Raw genomic sequence first — 14,996 nt, forward strand, 5'->3', positions numbered from 1 at the left:
ATAGCTATGTGCTTAATAATTACCTGGAGGTAATTAAGGGGTCTTGTTCTTGATCTCTTTTTTTAATTTAGGGTGAATAGAATAGAACTAAGATTCACTTGTTGGGTTGTTTGATGAAAAATACTGTTTTGATTGTTGAGGATAGCAAAGCGTTTGCATTGAGTGTAGAGGCGGCGCTGAGACAAGAAGGTAGTTATCAAGTGCTGGTCGCGCTTAATTATTCTGAAGCGGTTCAGTTAGTGGAGCTGCATCAAGAAGAAATATTTGTTGCGATCACAGACTTGAACCTGCCCGATGAAAGTGATGGCGCTGCTGCAAAGCTAGTGGCAGAAAAGAGTATTCCATGTATCGCTTTTACCGGCAACTTTAGTCCAAATCTACGTGAGATGGTTTTATCCTTGGGCGTATCCGATTATGTGTTGAAGAACGGGCAGCAGGATATCAGTTACGTTGTGCAGGTGATTAATCGAATGTCTGCCAATCGGAGTATGGAGGTTCTGGTCGTTGATGATGCACCGTCATCCAGAGATTTTATGAGTGCATTGCTCGAGAAGCAGTGTTTTAGTGTTACCTCTGTGGGGTCGGCTGAAAAGGCGCTGGATTTGCTCGACCAGGGTTATCAATACAAAATTATTCTTGTCGACTTGATTATGAATGGCATGGATGGATTTGAGTTGCTGGGTGCTTTGCGTTCACGCTTTGATATGAGTCAGATGGCTATTATTGGTGTGTCAGGAAAGGCATCATCAGACCAAATAGCGCAATTTATGAAGCATGGTGGGAATGACTTTCTATTAAAACCTTTCCAGCAAGAGCAAGTATGCAGTCGAGTCAACGCCAATGCCCAGCTTCTGGATCAGTTCTCTGAGTTGAGTAGTTTGAACCAGCAGAAGAATGAGTTGCTTGGTATGGCGGCTCACGATATTCGTGGCCCTTTGGGTGTTGTATCTTCAGCTGCGAGTATGTTGAAAAGGGAGATATCCGGAGAGCACCCGGAAATGTTGCTGGGTTTAGTTATCGAAGCTGCAGAGAGTATGGAGGAGTTGCTGGATAGATTGCTTGATGTGAGTTCGATTGAGGATGCTAATATCTCAATCGATATAGATCGGGAAAACCTTTGTTCCCTATTGGATAAAGCTGTTGCTGATGCCCAGCTCCTGGCGAATGATAAGCAGCAAAAACTTAACTTGGAATTGCCAGTCGAAGCCGTATGGGTTGAAGCAGATAGCATGCGAATTAAAGAAGTTGCCTATAACCTGATTTCCAATGCAATTAAATACTCGCCAGTTGGTGGGAAAATTGATGTTCGTTTATCGAGTAATCATAAAAAGGTGCGTATCGAAGTGATTGATGAGGCTGGTGGAATACCAAAGGCCGAGCAGCACTTATTGTTCAAGCCATTCTGCAATATATCAACCAAGCCAACAGCTGGAGAGCGAAGTACAGGCTTGGGCTTGTCAATCTGTCAGCGAATCATGAAACTCCATAAGGGTGAAATCAAATACCGTTCGAATGCTCAGGTGGGGAGCATCTTTGAGGCGGTCTTGCCTTGCGCGAATGACTGAGAGCTTGAAAACAATTGTTACATAATGAAAGAAAAGTGATACATACATCACGTTTTTAATGTCGTATTCTACAAACATTGAAGTACGGGGAAGTGATTCAGGCCCTCTGACCCGGAATAGGTTTCATTATTTTTCTTTGAAGTATTTGTTGTGATTTTGACCCGACTTTTTAGTCGGGTTTTTTATTGCCTAAGAAAAACTCTCTATGAGGCTGGGATTATATGATGATCTATCTCTGTTAGTAGGTTATTGACGACTTGCGCAAATTCGGCTCCTGAATCTTCTTGAAGAAAGTGGCCGCCTTTAAGTTTTACGTGTTTCATTCCCTTTGCACCAGGAATCTTCTTACGCATATACTTATCACCGCCTCGTGTTATAGGGTCTCCATTGCTGAATGCGGTAACGAAAGGCTTTTGCCATTTTTCTAATACCGCCCACGCTGCCTTGTTCGCTTTGCTTGCCGGGTTGTCCGGGCTTGTTGGTACTAAAGCCGGAAAAGCCCGAGTGCCTGCTTTGAACTGCTTGGATGGAAAGGGTGCATCGTAAGCGCGCTGCTCGTCTTTGCTAAAAGATTTAAAACTCCCCATCTCTACGATTTTTGCAATAGGGAACCAGGGGCTATTAAGCGCAAAAGCTTTCCATATCTTAAAAGCGGAAGGTACGTCTTCTTCACCTGTTGGTAGCATGCCATTACCGACTACAATTGCTTTGAAGCGCTCTTCATTTTCTGCCGCGAGTCGAAGGCCGAGCAATGAACCCCAGTCTTGGCAGACCAGTGTAATATTGTTTAAATCAAGCGCGTTGATTAAGGATAGGAGCCAGTCCATATGGCTTTGATAGGAGTAGTCTTCAATATTGACAGGCTTATCTGACTTGCCAAAGCCAATTAAGTCGGGAGCGATGACTCGATGCCCCGCAGCAGTGCAAATAGGGATCATGTGGCGGTAAAGGTATGACCAGCTGGGTTCACCATGTAACATGAGTATTGGGTCGGCACTTCCCGGGCCTTCGTCTATATAATGCATTCTCAAACCACCGACGTCGGTATAGTGAGCAGAAAAGCTATAGTTCGGCAGGTTTTTAAAGCGTTCATCAGGCGTACGGACAAATTTGACCATGAAAGAATTCCTTTATTGATAGGTCGATCTTTTTATTCAGAATTTAACTATAGCAGCTAGATTAAAAGGGTGAGGTAATTGCGATATGCAAATAGATAGAGAGAGATCTGTTTCGCTAGTTCGGCGCTTTATGATACTGAGTATGATGCTGGCGTTTGGTATCTTGAGTGCATGCGGTCAATCAGAGGATTCGTCTAGTACTGAATCGAGCGCAGCAGATAGAACTTTGACTGTTTATAAAACAAAGAGTTGCTCTTGTTGTTCTGAGTGGGTGGATCATATTCAACAGGGCGGTTTGTGGGCCATAGTTGTGAACCAGGATTCGGTGGCGCATATAAAAGATTTCTATCAGCTGCCTGCTAATGCTCGCTCCTGTCATACTGCTGTGTCGTCAGAGGGTTTCGTGTTCGAAGGACATGTTCCAGCGAAGTTTATTAAACAATTTTTATCAAACCCACCTGCTGGCTCAGTTGGTTTGATTGTTCCTGCAATGCCCTTGGGTAGTCCGGGTATGGAATACCAAGACAAGTTTAACCCTTATCAAATATTATCTATGAATCAAAAAGGTGTGCTTGAACCTTACGCTTCGATTGACTCATATGCTCAGCAGTTTGATTAGATTTGATCTGGCTTGATCTATAGAGCTTGTGTAAATGTTTTTGGAAAAAGGTAAATTTCGTAGAAACTTCCCATAAGAAAGGTTTATAGCGTCACAAAATTTAAATGCAGTTGTACAGTGTTTTTATAATCAATAGGGCTGGCTATAAAAGACTGATAAAATTCGAGGAGTTTTTTGCTGTGTTCCTGATGCATGATTTTAGTTGTTTTATATCTCTCAGCGTTTTACTTGTGCAGTACAGGTCCAGTTCAATATATAAAGATTATGAGTTCCATAGAGGTCAGGATGGCTAAGGGTATGTTTCTTTCAATGTGTGGTCAGGCTTTAGTTGCTAGGCGCAATGTCGGTATTGTTCGGGTGATGTTATTTGCCATGCTTGCTTGTGTTGCGAGTAGCTCTGCTCTCTCAGCTAATCGTATAGTCGGTGGCGACGAAGTTGAGGTAGAGAGTGATTACCCTTGGATGGTATCGCTCCGAAATTCGGCAACTGGCGAGCATGAATGTGGCGGTACCTTGATTCATGAACGTTGGGTGATGTCTGCTTCGCGTTGTTTCTATGAAGAGCCTGCTGAAGCAATTTCCGTCTATGTTGGAGATTATGATATCTCACGAATTGAAGAAACTGAGCGGCGTATTGGGGTGATTAGTCGCGTGGAGTCAGGTCGAGATTTGATGTTGCTTGAGTTGGCCGATGCGGTTGATGTGAGTGTTTATCCACCTCTTGAATTAGTTAGCTCAGCCATGTTTGAAGGTGTCGAAGCAGGTCATTTGCTAACAATTGTTGGATGGGGGGATCGTGATGGCAACCCCAATCTTATTTCTAGTGGGGGCGGTGAAGACACAATAAACGAAGACTTTCCAAGCGTATTGCATGAAGTGAATGTACCGTTGTTCAACCAGACCGAATGCAATAAAGCCTTCCTGAATGGCGATTTAGAAACGTCGTTGGGAGCTGACTTTTTACCAATATATGGTAATGCTATTGATGGTAAACATATTTGTGCAGGTTATATCGAAGAGACAGATGATGGGCTTCAAGGTCTATGCGAAAAAGATAGTGGCGGCCCTTTATTATTTCAAACAGGTGGTGAATGGTTTCAAGCCGGCGTGGCAAGCATAGCTCCTTCTGTTTGTGGAAGTCTGGATTATCCAGATGTTTTTACCCGGGTTTCAGCGTTTAAAGAGTGGGTGGACAATATTATAAACCCTGTCGATTTGACCCCAGACAAGCTTTCTCTGCCTGAAAATGTTACTTCAAGTATATTGGAGGATGGTGAGAACCCTGTATGTAGTGGTGGCTCGGATGAGTCTTTAAAATACAGAATAAAAGAGGTTAATGGTTTTTCTTTAAGTTTTACAAATAGTGCTGCTGATAGCTTTGTAATTGATAGTGTTGAGCTTCAGGTTGATGAGATTGAAACCAATGAATGTGGTGTAGGGACGGTAAAATATACACCTTCCGAGCTATCGATTACCAGCACGGAAGATAGTGCTTTGCCTGATTGCCAGGGCTCTGAGTTAGCTCCGGGGGAGAGTTGCGAGGTCCATATTCGGATGAACTTCCTTTCACCTGGTATCAAGTTTGCTACCTTGATGATAGGGGTTGAGGGTAAGGAGGAAAGCTACTCGTTTGAGTTGAGTGGTAATGTGATAGGGGAAGCTGATTTTAGCTCAAGTGTGGGTGAGGGAGTGTTTTTCTTTATAGAGAAGCAGAATGAGTGGGATTTACAGGGAGATATTGTTTCCGAATTAGTGTCAGACTACACCCTATATGAGCAAACGATGTTGATTGGTAAGGTTGATGGTAGCGGCCAATTGAGCTTTGACTGGAAAGTAGATGATACGAGTGTAATGGATGTCTCATTGTGGATAAATGGTGAAGAGCTTAGTGAATATAAGCCGGCTGAGGCTTATGGTCGTGAGACTATCGTGTTACCTGAAGATCAGGTCAATACTGTTGAGTGGCGCATGGCTAGGGGAGAACTTTGGCGTTCTACGAGTGAAAGTTCATTAGGGGATGAAGGCAAGACCTTGTATTTGAAGTCGGTTAATTTTACAGCAGATAACCCAGATGTAGTTGAGGATACAAGTCCTAGCAATTCAAAGTCTAGTGGTGGAGCATTCCACCCACTAGCGCTAGTGTTTTTGGCAGTGCTATTTTTCTTTCGTCGAAACGCTGCAGGTATATCGAAAACCTATCGTGCCATGAGTGTGGTGATTGTAATGCTCGTTGTTTCTTCAGGTTGGGCTCGCGCGGAAAATAGGATTATTGGTGGTGTTGACGCTGAGTTTAGGGATTACCCTTGGATGGTGTCATTACAAAATAAATATACTGGTGAGCACTTTTGTGGTGCAACCTTGGTGGATGAATACTATGTATTAACGGCATCTCACTGCTACGCCGGGGAGGCTTTGGATAGTCTTGTTGCGGTTATTGGTGCTTATGATTTGAGTAACTCGTCTGGGTATGATTTGCCAGAGCAGAGCAATGCGCGAGCCGTTAATCTCATAGAATATAATGAGGCTGAAAATGGCGATTATTTATTGTTTCAGCTAGCCGAGACTGTGAGTGATGTGCCAGTGCTCTCGTTAGCTACTGAGGCGGATATGCGCAAAATTGCTGAAGGCGATTCCTTGCGCGTTATTGGTTGGGGGGATATAGACCCAGACGATAGTGTCGCGACTTACCCGGATGTTCTCCAAGAAGCAGATGTAACGCTAATGAATCATGAAACTTGCCAGGATAATTATGCCGAGATTGGTGATGAGGTGACTGACGACATGGTATGTGCGGGTGTTCAAGCTGGTGGTTTAGACTCTTGCCAAGGAGATAGTGGTGGCCCTTTGCTTTGGCAGAATGAGAATCGTGACTGGGTTCAGGTTGGTGTTACGAGCTTTGGTGAAGGGTGCGGGCAGGCACAGTACCCGGGAGTTTATACTCGTGTAGCTTCTTATTTGGATGATTTTGAGGGAGTTAAAGAGTGGTCTGATGTTGTGTTGAATGCTCAATATCTGGGGGAAATGACTGTAGGGTCTCCATATGAATATACCTTGAATTTAACTAGTAATCTGGTTCAGCCTTTTGAGATCAGCTGGATGCAATTTGGGTCTGGTGATGTGAGCGGGTTTCAGGTTGTCGGTGATCGTTGTTCAAATGACGTGCTGTATTTGGGTGATAACTGCGAGTTGGATTTGAAGCTGGACTTTGATCAGGATGGTGAAAAAACGGCTGTCATGACGGCAATATATACAAATGAAGGATTTAATTGGTATCGCTTATCTACCAGAGTATATCCGGAAAACGATATGGAAATAGCTGGAAGTGGTATTGATTTTATCCTTGAGTCAGCGAGTACATGGCGAAATGTGGGGGATAGTGAGTTAGCGGTGGAAATGCCAGACACGCAAGATATATCACGTTTCTCTTCACGCTTTTCCCGGGCGGGAACGCTTGCTTTTGACTGGCTACTATCAAGCTCTGATGTGATGAATCTGGATGTTTATATTGATGGTGTTCGTCAAACGACTGAAGTGGTTGACGGTGTTGAGCAAGATTTAGTCGTAGGAAGTAGCTATTCGAACGTCGTTATAGAGCTGCCTGAGGGTGGCGCTTATGTTGAGTGGGTGTTGGCGAGAAAGCGAGGCGCTAGCCTTGGTTTGGGTGAGGGGGACGATGCGCGAATTGCATCAATTAGTTTTACCGCAATTGAAGCAGAGCAAGAGGAAAGTGACAGCAATAAAAAGTCTGATTCAAGTGGTGGCGCCATTGCTTGGCAACTGATATGTCTATGTTTGCTATTGCTGACTTATCGTCGTAGGTTCTTAAAACTTGCGCCTTAGTCTTTATTTGAGTGTTAGATTGATGTTACGTATGGTTTTAGTTCGGTTTGTTGGTGTGCTCATGCTTTCAGGGGGTGTGTTAGCGGGTGGCCCTGAAAATCAAGTTCCGGAGCCGATAGTGCTGCAGTCTCTTGATAACGAGGCGATCACCTTCCAGGCAAAAAGCAATGGCTGCACCAAGCCTGAAGACTTTCGGATGAGAGTGCAAGGGCGCGACGTGTCTGTGCTTAGGGTGAAGAAAGACTCTTGTCGACGAATGCCTTTTTGGAAAACATTTTCACTTCCCATTTCTCTGGATTCCAGAGAAGTTCAGGTTTATTTATTAAACCCTCTTGTCCTTAGACCTCTTTAGGTCTGCTTCTAGGTATGGAAAATACTGATTCTAGAAAGCACTTATTGCAGCTTTCTATTACTTTTCTCATATTTGTTATTCCTTCGTTTGCTATAGAGCTTAGTGACACCTTTTTATTTGAAAATAGCCAGTTTGATTTTAGCTTTGATCGGCAGCGTATTGCTGAAGGGCAATGGTGGCGCTTGCTGGTGGGGCATTTTGATCACCTGAGTTGGTTTCATCTCGGTTTGAATGCTCTATTCCTTGGGGTTTTGTTGTTTACCTTTTCAGGCTTGGGGCGAGCGGTGCGTATTGTTTCTTTGCTCTGCGCTTTCTTTCTTATTATTAGCGTCATGATATGGTTCTGTAGTCCGGGTCTAAGTGTCTATGTGGGCTTGTCGGGAGGCTTATACGGTCTATTGGTTTATGCTTTGTATCAAGATCACTTGTACCCACTGTGGTTGCGTGTGCTAGTGTTTTTGGGTTTATTGGTTAAGGTTGTCTACGAATACTTTGCTGATGCTAGCGAGCAGGTAGCAGAGCTAATTGGTGGTTCAGTTGCGACAGATGTTCATGTTTATGGTGTGTTTGCTGGTGTGCTGAGTGTTATTTTCTTAAGAATTTTTCGTATTTGATTGATAGCTGTGTCGCAACTTAGACACTGAGATTGTTATCGATTGTTAAATCACTTTATTTTTTGTGTTCGATATCATTTAATAGTCTGACTGAAATTTGCTCAATAAATGGACAAACGTAAATGAAGGATATCTGCGTTGAATTTGTTTAGGTGTAGGGAGTGAAAGTGAAGGAGAGTCTTATGAAAAGTTTAAAACAGTCAGTTGTCGTAAAGTTGATGTCAGCTTTTTTGTTTTCGGTGATATTTGCCAGTGCGTCGGCTTATGCAGAAGATGACGAGTTTGTTCCTGCTTACCAAAATGAAGGGAACTATCAGATGGAAGATCCTGATAAATATTTTACCTACCGTGAGGGGCGTAAGTATTACACTTCTGGTAAGGAAAACGGTATTCGCGTGAATGAGAATAACGAAGAGTCAACCGATGAGACCGTTGGTATTCTGACCTTTATTCTTGCACCAGCGACAATAATTTATATGAACCTAGTAGGTTGGTGGGAATAAGTCTTACTTTTCATTCTGCAAATAGAAAGCTGCATTTCTTAAATATTCGGGCGGTAAATTGCCTAGATTGCAAAGAAATGTGGCTTTTTTCATTTCTATTAGCTAGCTGTGGTCTGAGTTGATTGAATCTTCCCCTCCTGAGCAAGTATAATCGGCGACTATTTTGTGGCATGTTTTTACTAGGAACTTATACAAGCTGTGGCGATGCGATTATTAAGAGGGATGCATAACCCCGGGCTGATAGCAGCTTGTCAGCACTTAAGCACAAATAAAAGTTCGCCTAATACGGCATGTGTTGCAACGATTGGCAACTTTGATGGTGTGCACCTTGGGCATCAAGCGATTCTAGAGCAAGTAGTTACCGAGGCAAAAACACAAGACTTACGGTCCGTTGTTATTATTTTCGAGCCTCAACCTCTTGAGTATTTTAAAGCCGATGAAGCGCCTGTTCGTTTAATGCGCTTTCGAGAGAAGTATCAGGCGATATCCGAGTACGGTATCGACTTTGTATTTTGCTTAAAATTTGATGCGCATTTGAGTCAGCTTAGTGCAGAAGAGTTTATTCAGCAGGTTTTGGTGGATCACCTGAGTATTAAGCACCTGGTGATTGGTGATGACTTTAGGTTTGGGGGCGACCGCTCGGGTGATTATGCGCTCTTGAAAGATGCGGGAAAGCGCTTTGGTTTTAGCGTTGAAAGTACTCAGACAGTTGAGTGTGAAGAATCACCTCTTAGAGTTAGTAGTACGCTGATTAGAGAATTGTTGGCCAAGAGTAATTTTAGTGCTGCTGAGAATGCTTTAGGGCGCCCTTATAGTTTCATGGGTAAGGTTATCCACGGCCAGAAACTTGGACGCCAATTAGGGTTTCCGACAGCGAATGTAGCCTTAAAGAGAACGAAAGTACCATTTTCAGGTGTCTATGTCGTAAGCCTTTATTTGAACGGTGAGGATAATACCCCTTATCAAGGTGTAGCGAATGTTGGGGTTAAACCAACCGTTGGGAATTACTTGCCTTCTCTAGAAGTACACCTGTTCGGCTTTGATCGAGATATATATGGCCGAAATGTTCGAGTTGTTTTTCATCAGAAAGTACGTGATGAGCAGCGTTTTAATGGTATTGACGCTCTGAAAGAACAGATAGATAAAGATGTTAAGCAGGCCAAGGAATATTTTAAAAAATTGGCCAGCTAGAAAGATATAAACGCGATCTTGATAAAAAATTATTGAGTGCCTTAGTGATCTAAGGACAATATTGACAACCTGATGTGACAATAATATGAGTGATTACAAGCATACTTTAAACCTTCCCGAAACCAAGTTTCCAATGCGTGGCAATCTGGCTCAGCGAGAGCCTGGCATGTTAAAGCAGTGGCAGGATATGGATTTGTATCAACAAATCAGAACCGCCCGGGCGGGAGCAGAGAAGTTTATTCTTCATGATGGCCCTCCGTATGCAAACGGTAGTATTCATATTGGTCACGCGGTTAACAAGATTCTTAAAGATATTATTGTCAAAGCGAAAACAATCAGTGGTTATGACGCACCTTACATTCCGGGTTGGGACTGCCACGGCTTACCGATTGAACACAATGTCGAAAAGAAAAAAGGCAAGGCCGGCGTAAAAATAGACTACCCTGAGTTTCGTCAGGCCTGTCGTGACTACGCGGCTAAGCAGGTTGCAGGCCAGAAAGAAGACTTTATTCGTCTAGGTGTTCTGGGTGACTGGGATAAGCCTTACCTAACCATGGACTTTAAGTTTGAAGCCGATATTGTCAGAGCCTTGGGACAAATTATTGAAAACGGCCACTTGCAGAAAGGCTTTAAGCCGGTTTACTGGAGTGTTGTCGGTGGTTCTGCATTAGCTGAAGCAGAAGTTGAATATCAGGATAAGCAGTCAACAGCGATCGATGTTCGTTTTAATGTCGCCGACCAGACTGCTGTTTACGAGGCTTTCTCTGTTGATGCGCAAGATGTGCCTATGTCTGTTGTGATCTGGACGACCACGCCATGGACATTACCTTCTAACCAAGCGGTATCTTTAAACGCTGAATTAGAATATGCCTTGGTTAAGGCTGACGCGGGTAATGGCACTGAGCTACTTATCATGGCTGATGCTTTAGTTGATGATAATGCTGAGCGCTATGGTTTGGAGTCTTTTGAAGTCTTAGGCCGTTGTATTGGCCAGGCGCTTGAGAAACAAGCGTTGATTCATCCTTTCTATCGAGATCGTCAGGTTCCCGTTATTTTGGGTGACCACGTCACTACCGACGCGGGTACCGGTGCGGTTCATACAGCACCCGATCATGGTGTAGACGATTTCAATGTAGGTAAGAAGTACGGTTTAGGCACGCTCAACTATGTTGATGGCGGTGGCACTTTCCGTTCTGATGTCGACAAGTTTGCTGGCCAGCATGTTTATAAGGTTGATGCAGCGATTTTAGAAGAGCTAGAGAGCCAAGGCGCACTGCTTAAGAAAAAGGTCTTCACACATAGCTATCCGCATTGTTGGAGAACCAAGACTCCGCTGATTTATCGTGCGACGCCGCAATGGTTTGTCAGTATGACCCAGAACGGTTTGAAAGAAGCTGCATTGGAAGCGGTGAAAGGTGTTCAGTGGGTACCTGAATGGGGTCAGAATCGTATCGAAGCAATGTTGGAGCAAAGCCCTGATTGGTGTATCTCTCGCCAGCGTACTTGGGGTGTTCCGATTACTTTGTTTGTTCATAACGAGACACAAGAGCTTCATCCTGATACACAAAATTTGATCGCTAAAGTAGCTGAGAAAATTGAACAGAAGGGTATTGATGCCTGGTTCGAATTGGATGCGAGCGAATTATTAGGTGATGACGCTGAGAATTACACAAAAGTAACCGACACTTTAGATGTTTGGTTTGACTCGGGCGTGACGCATGCCGCGGTATTAAAGCAGCGCGAAGAGCTAGGTCAGTACCCTGCCGATTTATACTTGGAAGGCTCGGATCAACACCGTGGTTGGTTCCAGTCCTCTTTGAAGACGGGTATCGCGATTAATAATGCAGCACCTTATAAGCAGGTGTTAACACACGGCTTCACCGTTGATGGTGAAGGCAAGAAGATGTCCAAGTCTTTGGGTAACGTTGTTTCGCCACAAGAAGTGATGAACAAGCTAGGGGCTGATATCTTGCGTTTCTGGGTAGCGGCAACAGACTATAGTGGTGAAATGACGGTTTCTGACGAGATCCTCAAGCGAGCTGCCGAATCTTATCGTCGTATTCGAAATACTGCGCGCTTCCTGTTGTCTAATATCAATGGTTTTGAGCCAGAGAAGGACTTGGTAGCGCCTGAAGAGATGATGTCACTAGATCGTTGGGCGGTTGATAAAGCCTTAGAGCTTCAAACTGAATTGCAAGAAGCTTATGACGAGTATAGTTTTCTTAGTGTTTCACAGAAAATTGTTCACTTCTGCGGCGTTGATTTAGGTGGTTTCTATCTGGATATCATCAAAGATCGACAGTACACCACTCAGGCAGATAGTCTAGCTCGTCGTTCATGCCAAACAGCGATGTACCATATTCTTGAAGCGATGACTCGCTGGATTGCGCCAGTTCTAAGCTTTACTGCAGACGAAATCTGGGCGGTTATGCCTAAGCCTAAGGGTGAAGAACGTGCATCAAGCGTAATGCTTTGTTCCTGGTACGAAGGTTTGTTTGCGATGGATGCAGATAGCCAGCAAGGTTCTGAGTTCTGGGCAACGGTGCTAGAAGCGAAAACGGCTGTGAATAAGCGTATCGAAGAAGAGCGTAATGCGGGCAAGATCAAAGGTTCTCTTGGAACAGAAGTGAGCTTGTATTGTGAAGGCGGTTTGTACGAAGTGCTTAAGTCCTTGGGCGATGAGCTACGTTTTGTCTTGATCACCTCTGAGGCGACAGTTGGCGAACTATCGGCTGCTGAAGGTGCGCTACCAAGCGAAATGGAAGGCTTACTGATCAATGTTAAAGCATCTGAACACCAGAAGTGTGAGCGTTGCTGGCATCACCGTGAAGATGTCGGTCAGCATGAAACGCATAAAGATTTATGTGGCCGTTGTATTGATAATGTTGATGGCGCTGGCGAACAGCGACAGTTCGCATGAGCCAAGCAAACATGACCAATACAGCGAATGATTCAGCGCAGGTGAGCTTGTTTGCCCATATGCTGCGCTGGCTATCACTGAGCACCGTCATTATTGTTGTCGACCTGCTCACTAAATTTTATGCCAGTACGAATCTTGAGTATGCGGTACCTGTACCGGTGATTGATGGCTTTTTTAACTTTACCTTATTACATAATACCGGTGCAGCGTTTAGCTTTCTGGCAACGGAGTCAGGCTGGCAGCGTTGGTTCTTTGTCATCTTGGCAACCGGTGTCAGTGCCGCGTTAGTTGTCTGGCTAAGAGGTTTACGAGAAGAGCCTTGGGTTGCCTGCTCGGTCGCCTTGATATTAGGCGGTGCGATAGGGAATTTATATGACCGTATGACCTTAGGTTATGTTGTCGACTTTCTTCATTTCTATTGGAATAACTATCATTTCCCTGCCTTTAATATCGCTGATACGGCGATTTCTATTGGTGCTGCAATGATGGTCATAGATGTTTTTCGTGGCAATAAACCAGACTCTGAGGATGGTTTATAGTCCCTTGTATTTGTGAGAGCACAGGCTCTCACCTTGTTATTTGAGTGGTACAAAATTTGTCTTTAGTTGTCGGTGAAAATACTCTGGTTACATTGCACTTCTCGTTAAGTATGGAAGATGGCGCAGTGATCGATTCTACCTTTGATAAGAACCCAGCACGCTTTGAGTATGGTGATGGTCAATTACCCGATGGTTTTTTATCCTTCTTAGACGGGATGAGTGAAGGCGAAGAAGGAGAATGGCAGGTTCCACCAGAGAAAGCTTTTGGCATGCCTAACCCAAACAATCAGCAAGTCATGAAGCGAGCAGACTTCCCGGAAGATATGGAATTAGCTGAAGGCTTAATGATCTCCTTTGCCGACGCAAACCAGTCTGAGTTGCCTGGCGTGGTTAAAGCCTTTGATGAAAATGAAGTGACCATTGATTTTAACCACCCTTTAGCGGGCCAGACCTTGTCGTTTAAGGTTCAAGTTGTCTCGGTTGAGGCCTTGTAAATGAAGATTAAACTGGCGAACCCTCGTGGCTTTTGCGCGGGTGTTGATCGTGCTATTGAGATTGTTAATCGTGCACTCGAAGTCTTTGGTGCCCCCGTCTATGTGCGCCACGAAGTGGTCCATAACCGCTTTGTGGTCGATGACTTAAAGCAACGTGGTGCCATTTTTGTCGATGAGCTGGAAGAAGTACCGGATGATTCCTTGGTTATCTTCAGTGCTCATGGCGTATCCAAGGCGGTTCAAGCCGAAGCAAAAGAGCGTGATTTGAATGTCTTCGACGCGACCTGTCCACTGGTAACTAAAGTCCATATCGAGGTGACCAAATACAGTCGCGATGGTATGGAATGTGTGTTGATTGGTCACGAAGGACACCCTGAAGTTGAAGGAACGATGGGGCAGTATGACTCTTCTTCAGGTGGCAAAATTTATTTAGTGGAAGATGAACAGGATGTGGAAAGCTTAGTTGTAGAAAAGCCGGATGCTTTGGCTTATGTCACGCAAACAACGCTATCTGTCGATGATGCCGCGAAAGTGATTGATGCCTTGCGTAGAAAGTTCCCCAATATTCAGGGGCCGCGTAAAGATGATATTTGCTATGCCACTCAAAACCGGCAGGATGCTGTAAAGGGCTTGGCAGACTCAACTGACTTGATGCTGGTTGTTGGTTCACCTAACAGTTCAAACTCTAATCGCTTACGTGAGCTGGCTGAACGTATGGGAACGCCTGCTTATTTGATTGATGATCACTCACAGATTCAACCGGAATGGTTGCAGTCGGCAAACGCAATTTCCGTTACGGCTGGTGCGTCTGCACCCGAAGTTCTCGTGCAGAAAGTTGTCGATCGTTTGGTAGAGTTGGGGGCTAAAGAAGTTGAAGAGGCTGATGGCCGTGAAGAAAATATCGTTTTCAGCATGCCGAAAGCTCTAAGAATACCCGCAGAAAATATTTAGAGTTTATTATTTGCTAGCCAGAATCGAATTGGTTAGCATATAAGTCAAGCGCAAAGGATAAGCGCTTTCTCACAATTAACCAGCGATCAAAGGATATGATGCTGATGTTAAAGACTTCATGTAAGTTAAGTACGTGCTCGCGTGCGCCAAATATAGCTTCTTTAAAGGCTGCTCAGTCAGGTTTTTCTCTGATTGAACTTCTCATCAGCTTGCTTATTTTTAGTGTCGGAATTTTAGGACTCGCCTCAATGCAAATTACCAGCATGAGGATGGCACTCGATGCTCAGCAG

13 protein-coding genes are annotated in these 14,996 nt (G+C 44.3%); 12 read left to right on the forward strand and 1 reads right to left on the reverse strand.

The features are described 5' to 3' along the window. The first annotated feature begins 113 nt into the window (after positions 1-113). On the forward strand, positions 114-1,565 hold the full coding sequence (locus A3756_RS13105) for a hybrid sensor histidine kinase/response regulator (RefSeq protein ID WP_068553660.1): 1,452 nt from the start codon (positions 114-116) through the stop codon (positions 1,563-1,565). 203 nt (positions 1,566-1,768) lie between these two features. On the opposite strand, the gene A3756_RS13110 is transcribed toward A3756_RS13105, so the two are convergent. Then, positions 1,769-2,683, reverse strand: coding sequence for a haloalkane dehalogenase (locus A3756_RS13110; RefSeq protein ID WP_068512287.1), 915 nt, complete (start codon positions 2,681-2,683; stop codon positions 1,769-1,771). An 85-nt stretch (positions 2,684-2,768) separates the two neighbouring features. Here A3756_RS13110 and A3756_RS13115 point away from each other — a divergent pair, with 85 nt between their 5' ends. The 11 genes from A3756_RS13115 to A3756_RS13170 form a co-directional block, all read left to right on the forward strand. Next, entirely contained in the window at positions 2,769-3,302 is a 534-nt protein-coding gene (locus A3756_RS13115; protein WP_068553661.1) for a DUF411 domain-containing protein, read from the forward strand. 285 nt (positions 3,303-3,587) lie between these two features. Further along, positions 3,588-7,142 carry a trypsin-like serine protease gene (locus A3756_RS13125; RefSeq protein WP_068553662.1) on the forward strand — a complete coding sequence of 1,185 codons (3,555 nt, stop codon included), beginning with the start codon at positions 3,588-3,590 and terminating at the stop codon, positions 7,140-7,142. A gap of 61 nt (positions 7,143-7,203) precedes the next feature. Next, positions 7,204-7,494, forward strand: coding sequence for a hypothetical protein (locus A3756_RS13130; protein ID WP_156491851.1), 291 nt, complete (start codon positions 7,204-7,206; stop codon positions 7,492-7,494). A gap of 14 nt (positions 7,495-7,508) precedes the next feature. After that, the gene (gene rrtA, locus A3756_RS13135; protein WP_068509929.1) at positions 7,509-8,108 is read left to right on the forward strand and encodes a rhombosortase; all 600 of its coding nucleotides are present in this window, start codon (positions 7,509-7,511) and stop codon (positions 8,106-8,108) included. 182 nt (positions 8,109-8,290) lie between these two features. Next, positions 8,291-8,611, forward strand: a complete 321-nt coding sequence (locus A3756_RS13140; RefSeq protein WP_068512276.1) for a hypothetical protein — start codon at positions 8,291-8,293, stop codon at positions 8,609-8,611. Positions 8,612-8,815: 204 nt separating this feature from the next. After that, positions 8,816-9,802 carry a bifunctional riboflavin kinase/FAD synthetase gene (ribF, locus tag A3756_RS13145; protein ID WP_068553663.1) on the forward strand — a complete coding sequence of 329 codons (987 nt, stop codon included), beginning with the start codon at positions 8,816-8,818 and terminating at the stop codon, positions 9,800-9,802. A gap of 85 nt (positions 9,803-9,887) precedes the next feature. After that, the gene (gene ileS / locus A3756_RS13150; protein ID WP_068553664.1) at positions 9,888-12,722 is read left to right on the forward strand and encodes an isoleucine--tRNA ligase; all 2,835 of its coding nucleotides are present in this window, start codon (positions 9,888-9,890) and stop codon (positions 12,720-12,722) included. An 11-nt stretch (positions 12,723-12,733) separates the two neighbouring features. Continuing rightward, on the forward strand, positions 12,734-13,261 hold the full coding sequence (lspA, locus tag A3756_RS13155) for a signal peptidase II (protein WP_068553665.1): 528 nt from the start codon (positions 12,734-12,736) through the stop codon (positions 13,259-13,261). Between the two features lie 56 nt (positions 13,262-13,317). After that, on the forward strand, positions 13,318-13,755 hold the full coding sequence (locus tag A3756_RS13160) for a peptidylprolyl isomerase (protein ID WP_197470190.1): 438 nt from the start codon (positions 13,318-13,320) through the stop codon (positions 13,753-13,755). Then, positions 13,756-14,706, forward strand: coding sequence for a 4-hydroxy-3-methylbut-2-enyl diphosphate reductase (gene ispH / locus A3756_RS13165; RefSeq protein WP_068512267.1), 951 nt, complete (start codon positions 13,756-13,758; stop codon positions 14,704-14,706). A 104-nt stretch (positions 14,707-14,810) separates the two neighbouring features. Continuing rightward, positions 14,811-14,996 (forward strand): prepilin-type N-terminal cleavage/methylation domain-containing protein (locus tag A3756_RS13170; protein WP_156490453.1); only part of this gene is annotated, 186 nt, incomplete at its 3' end.

The sequence above is a fragment of the Oleiphilus sp. HI0086 genome (assembly GCF_001635225.1).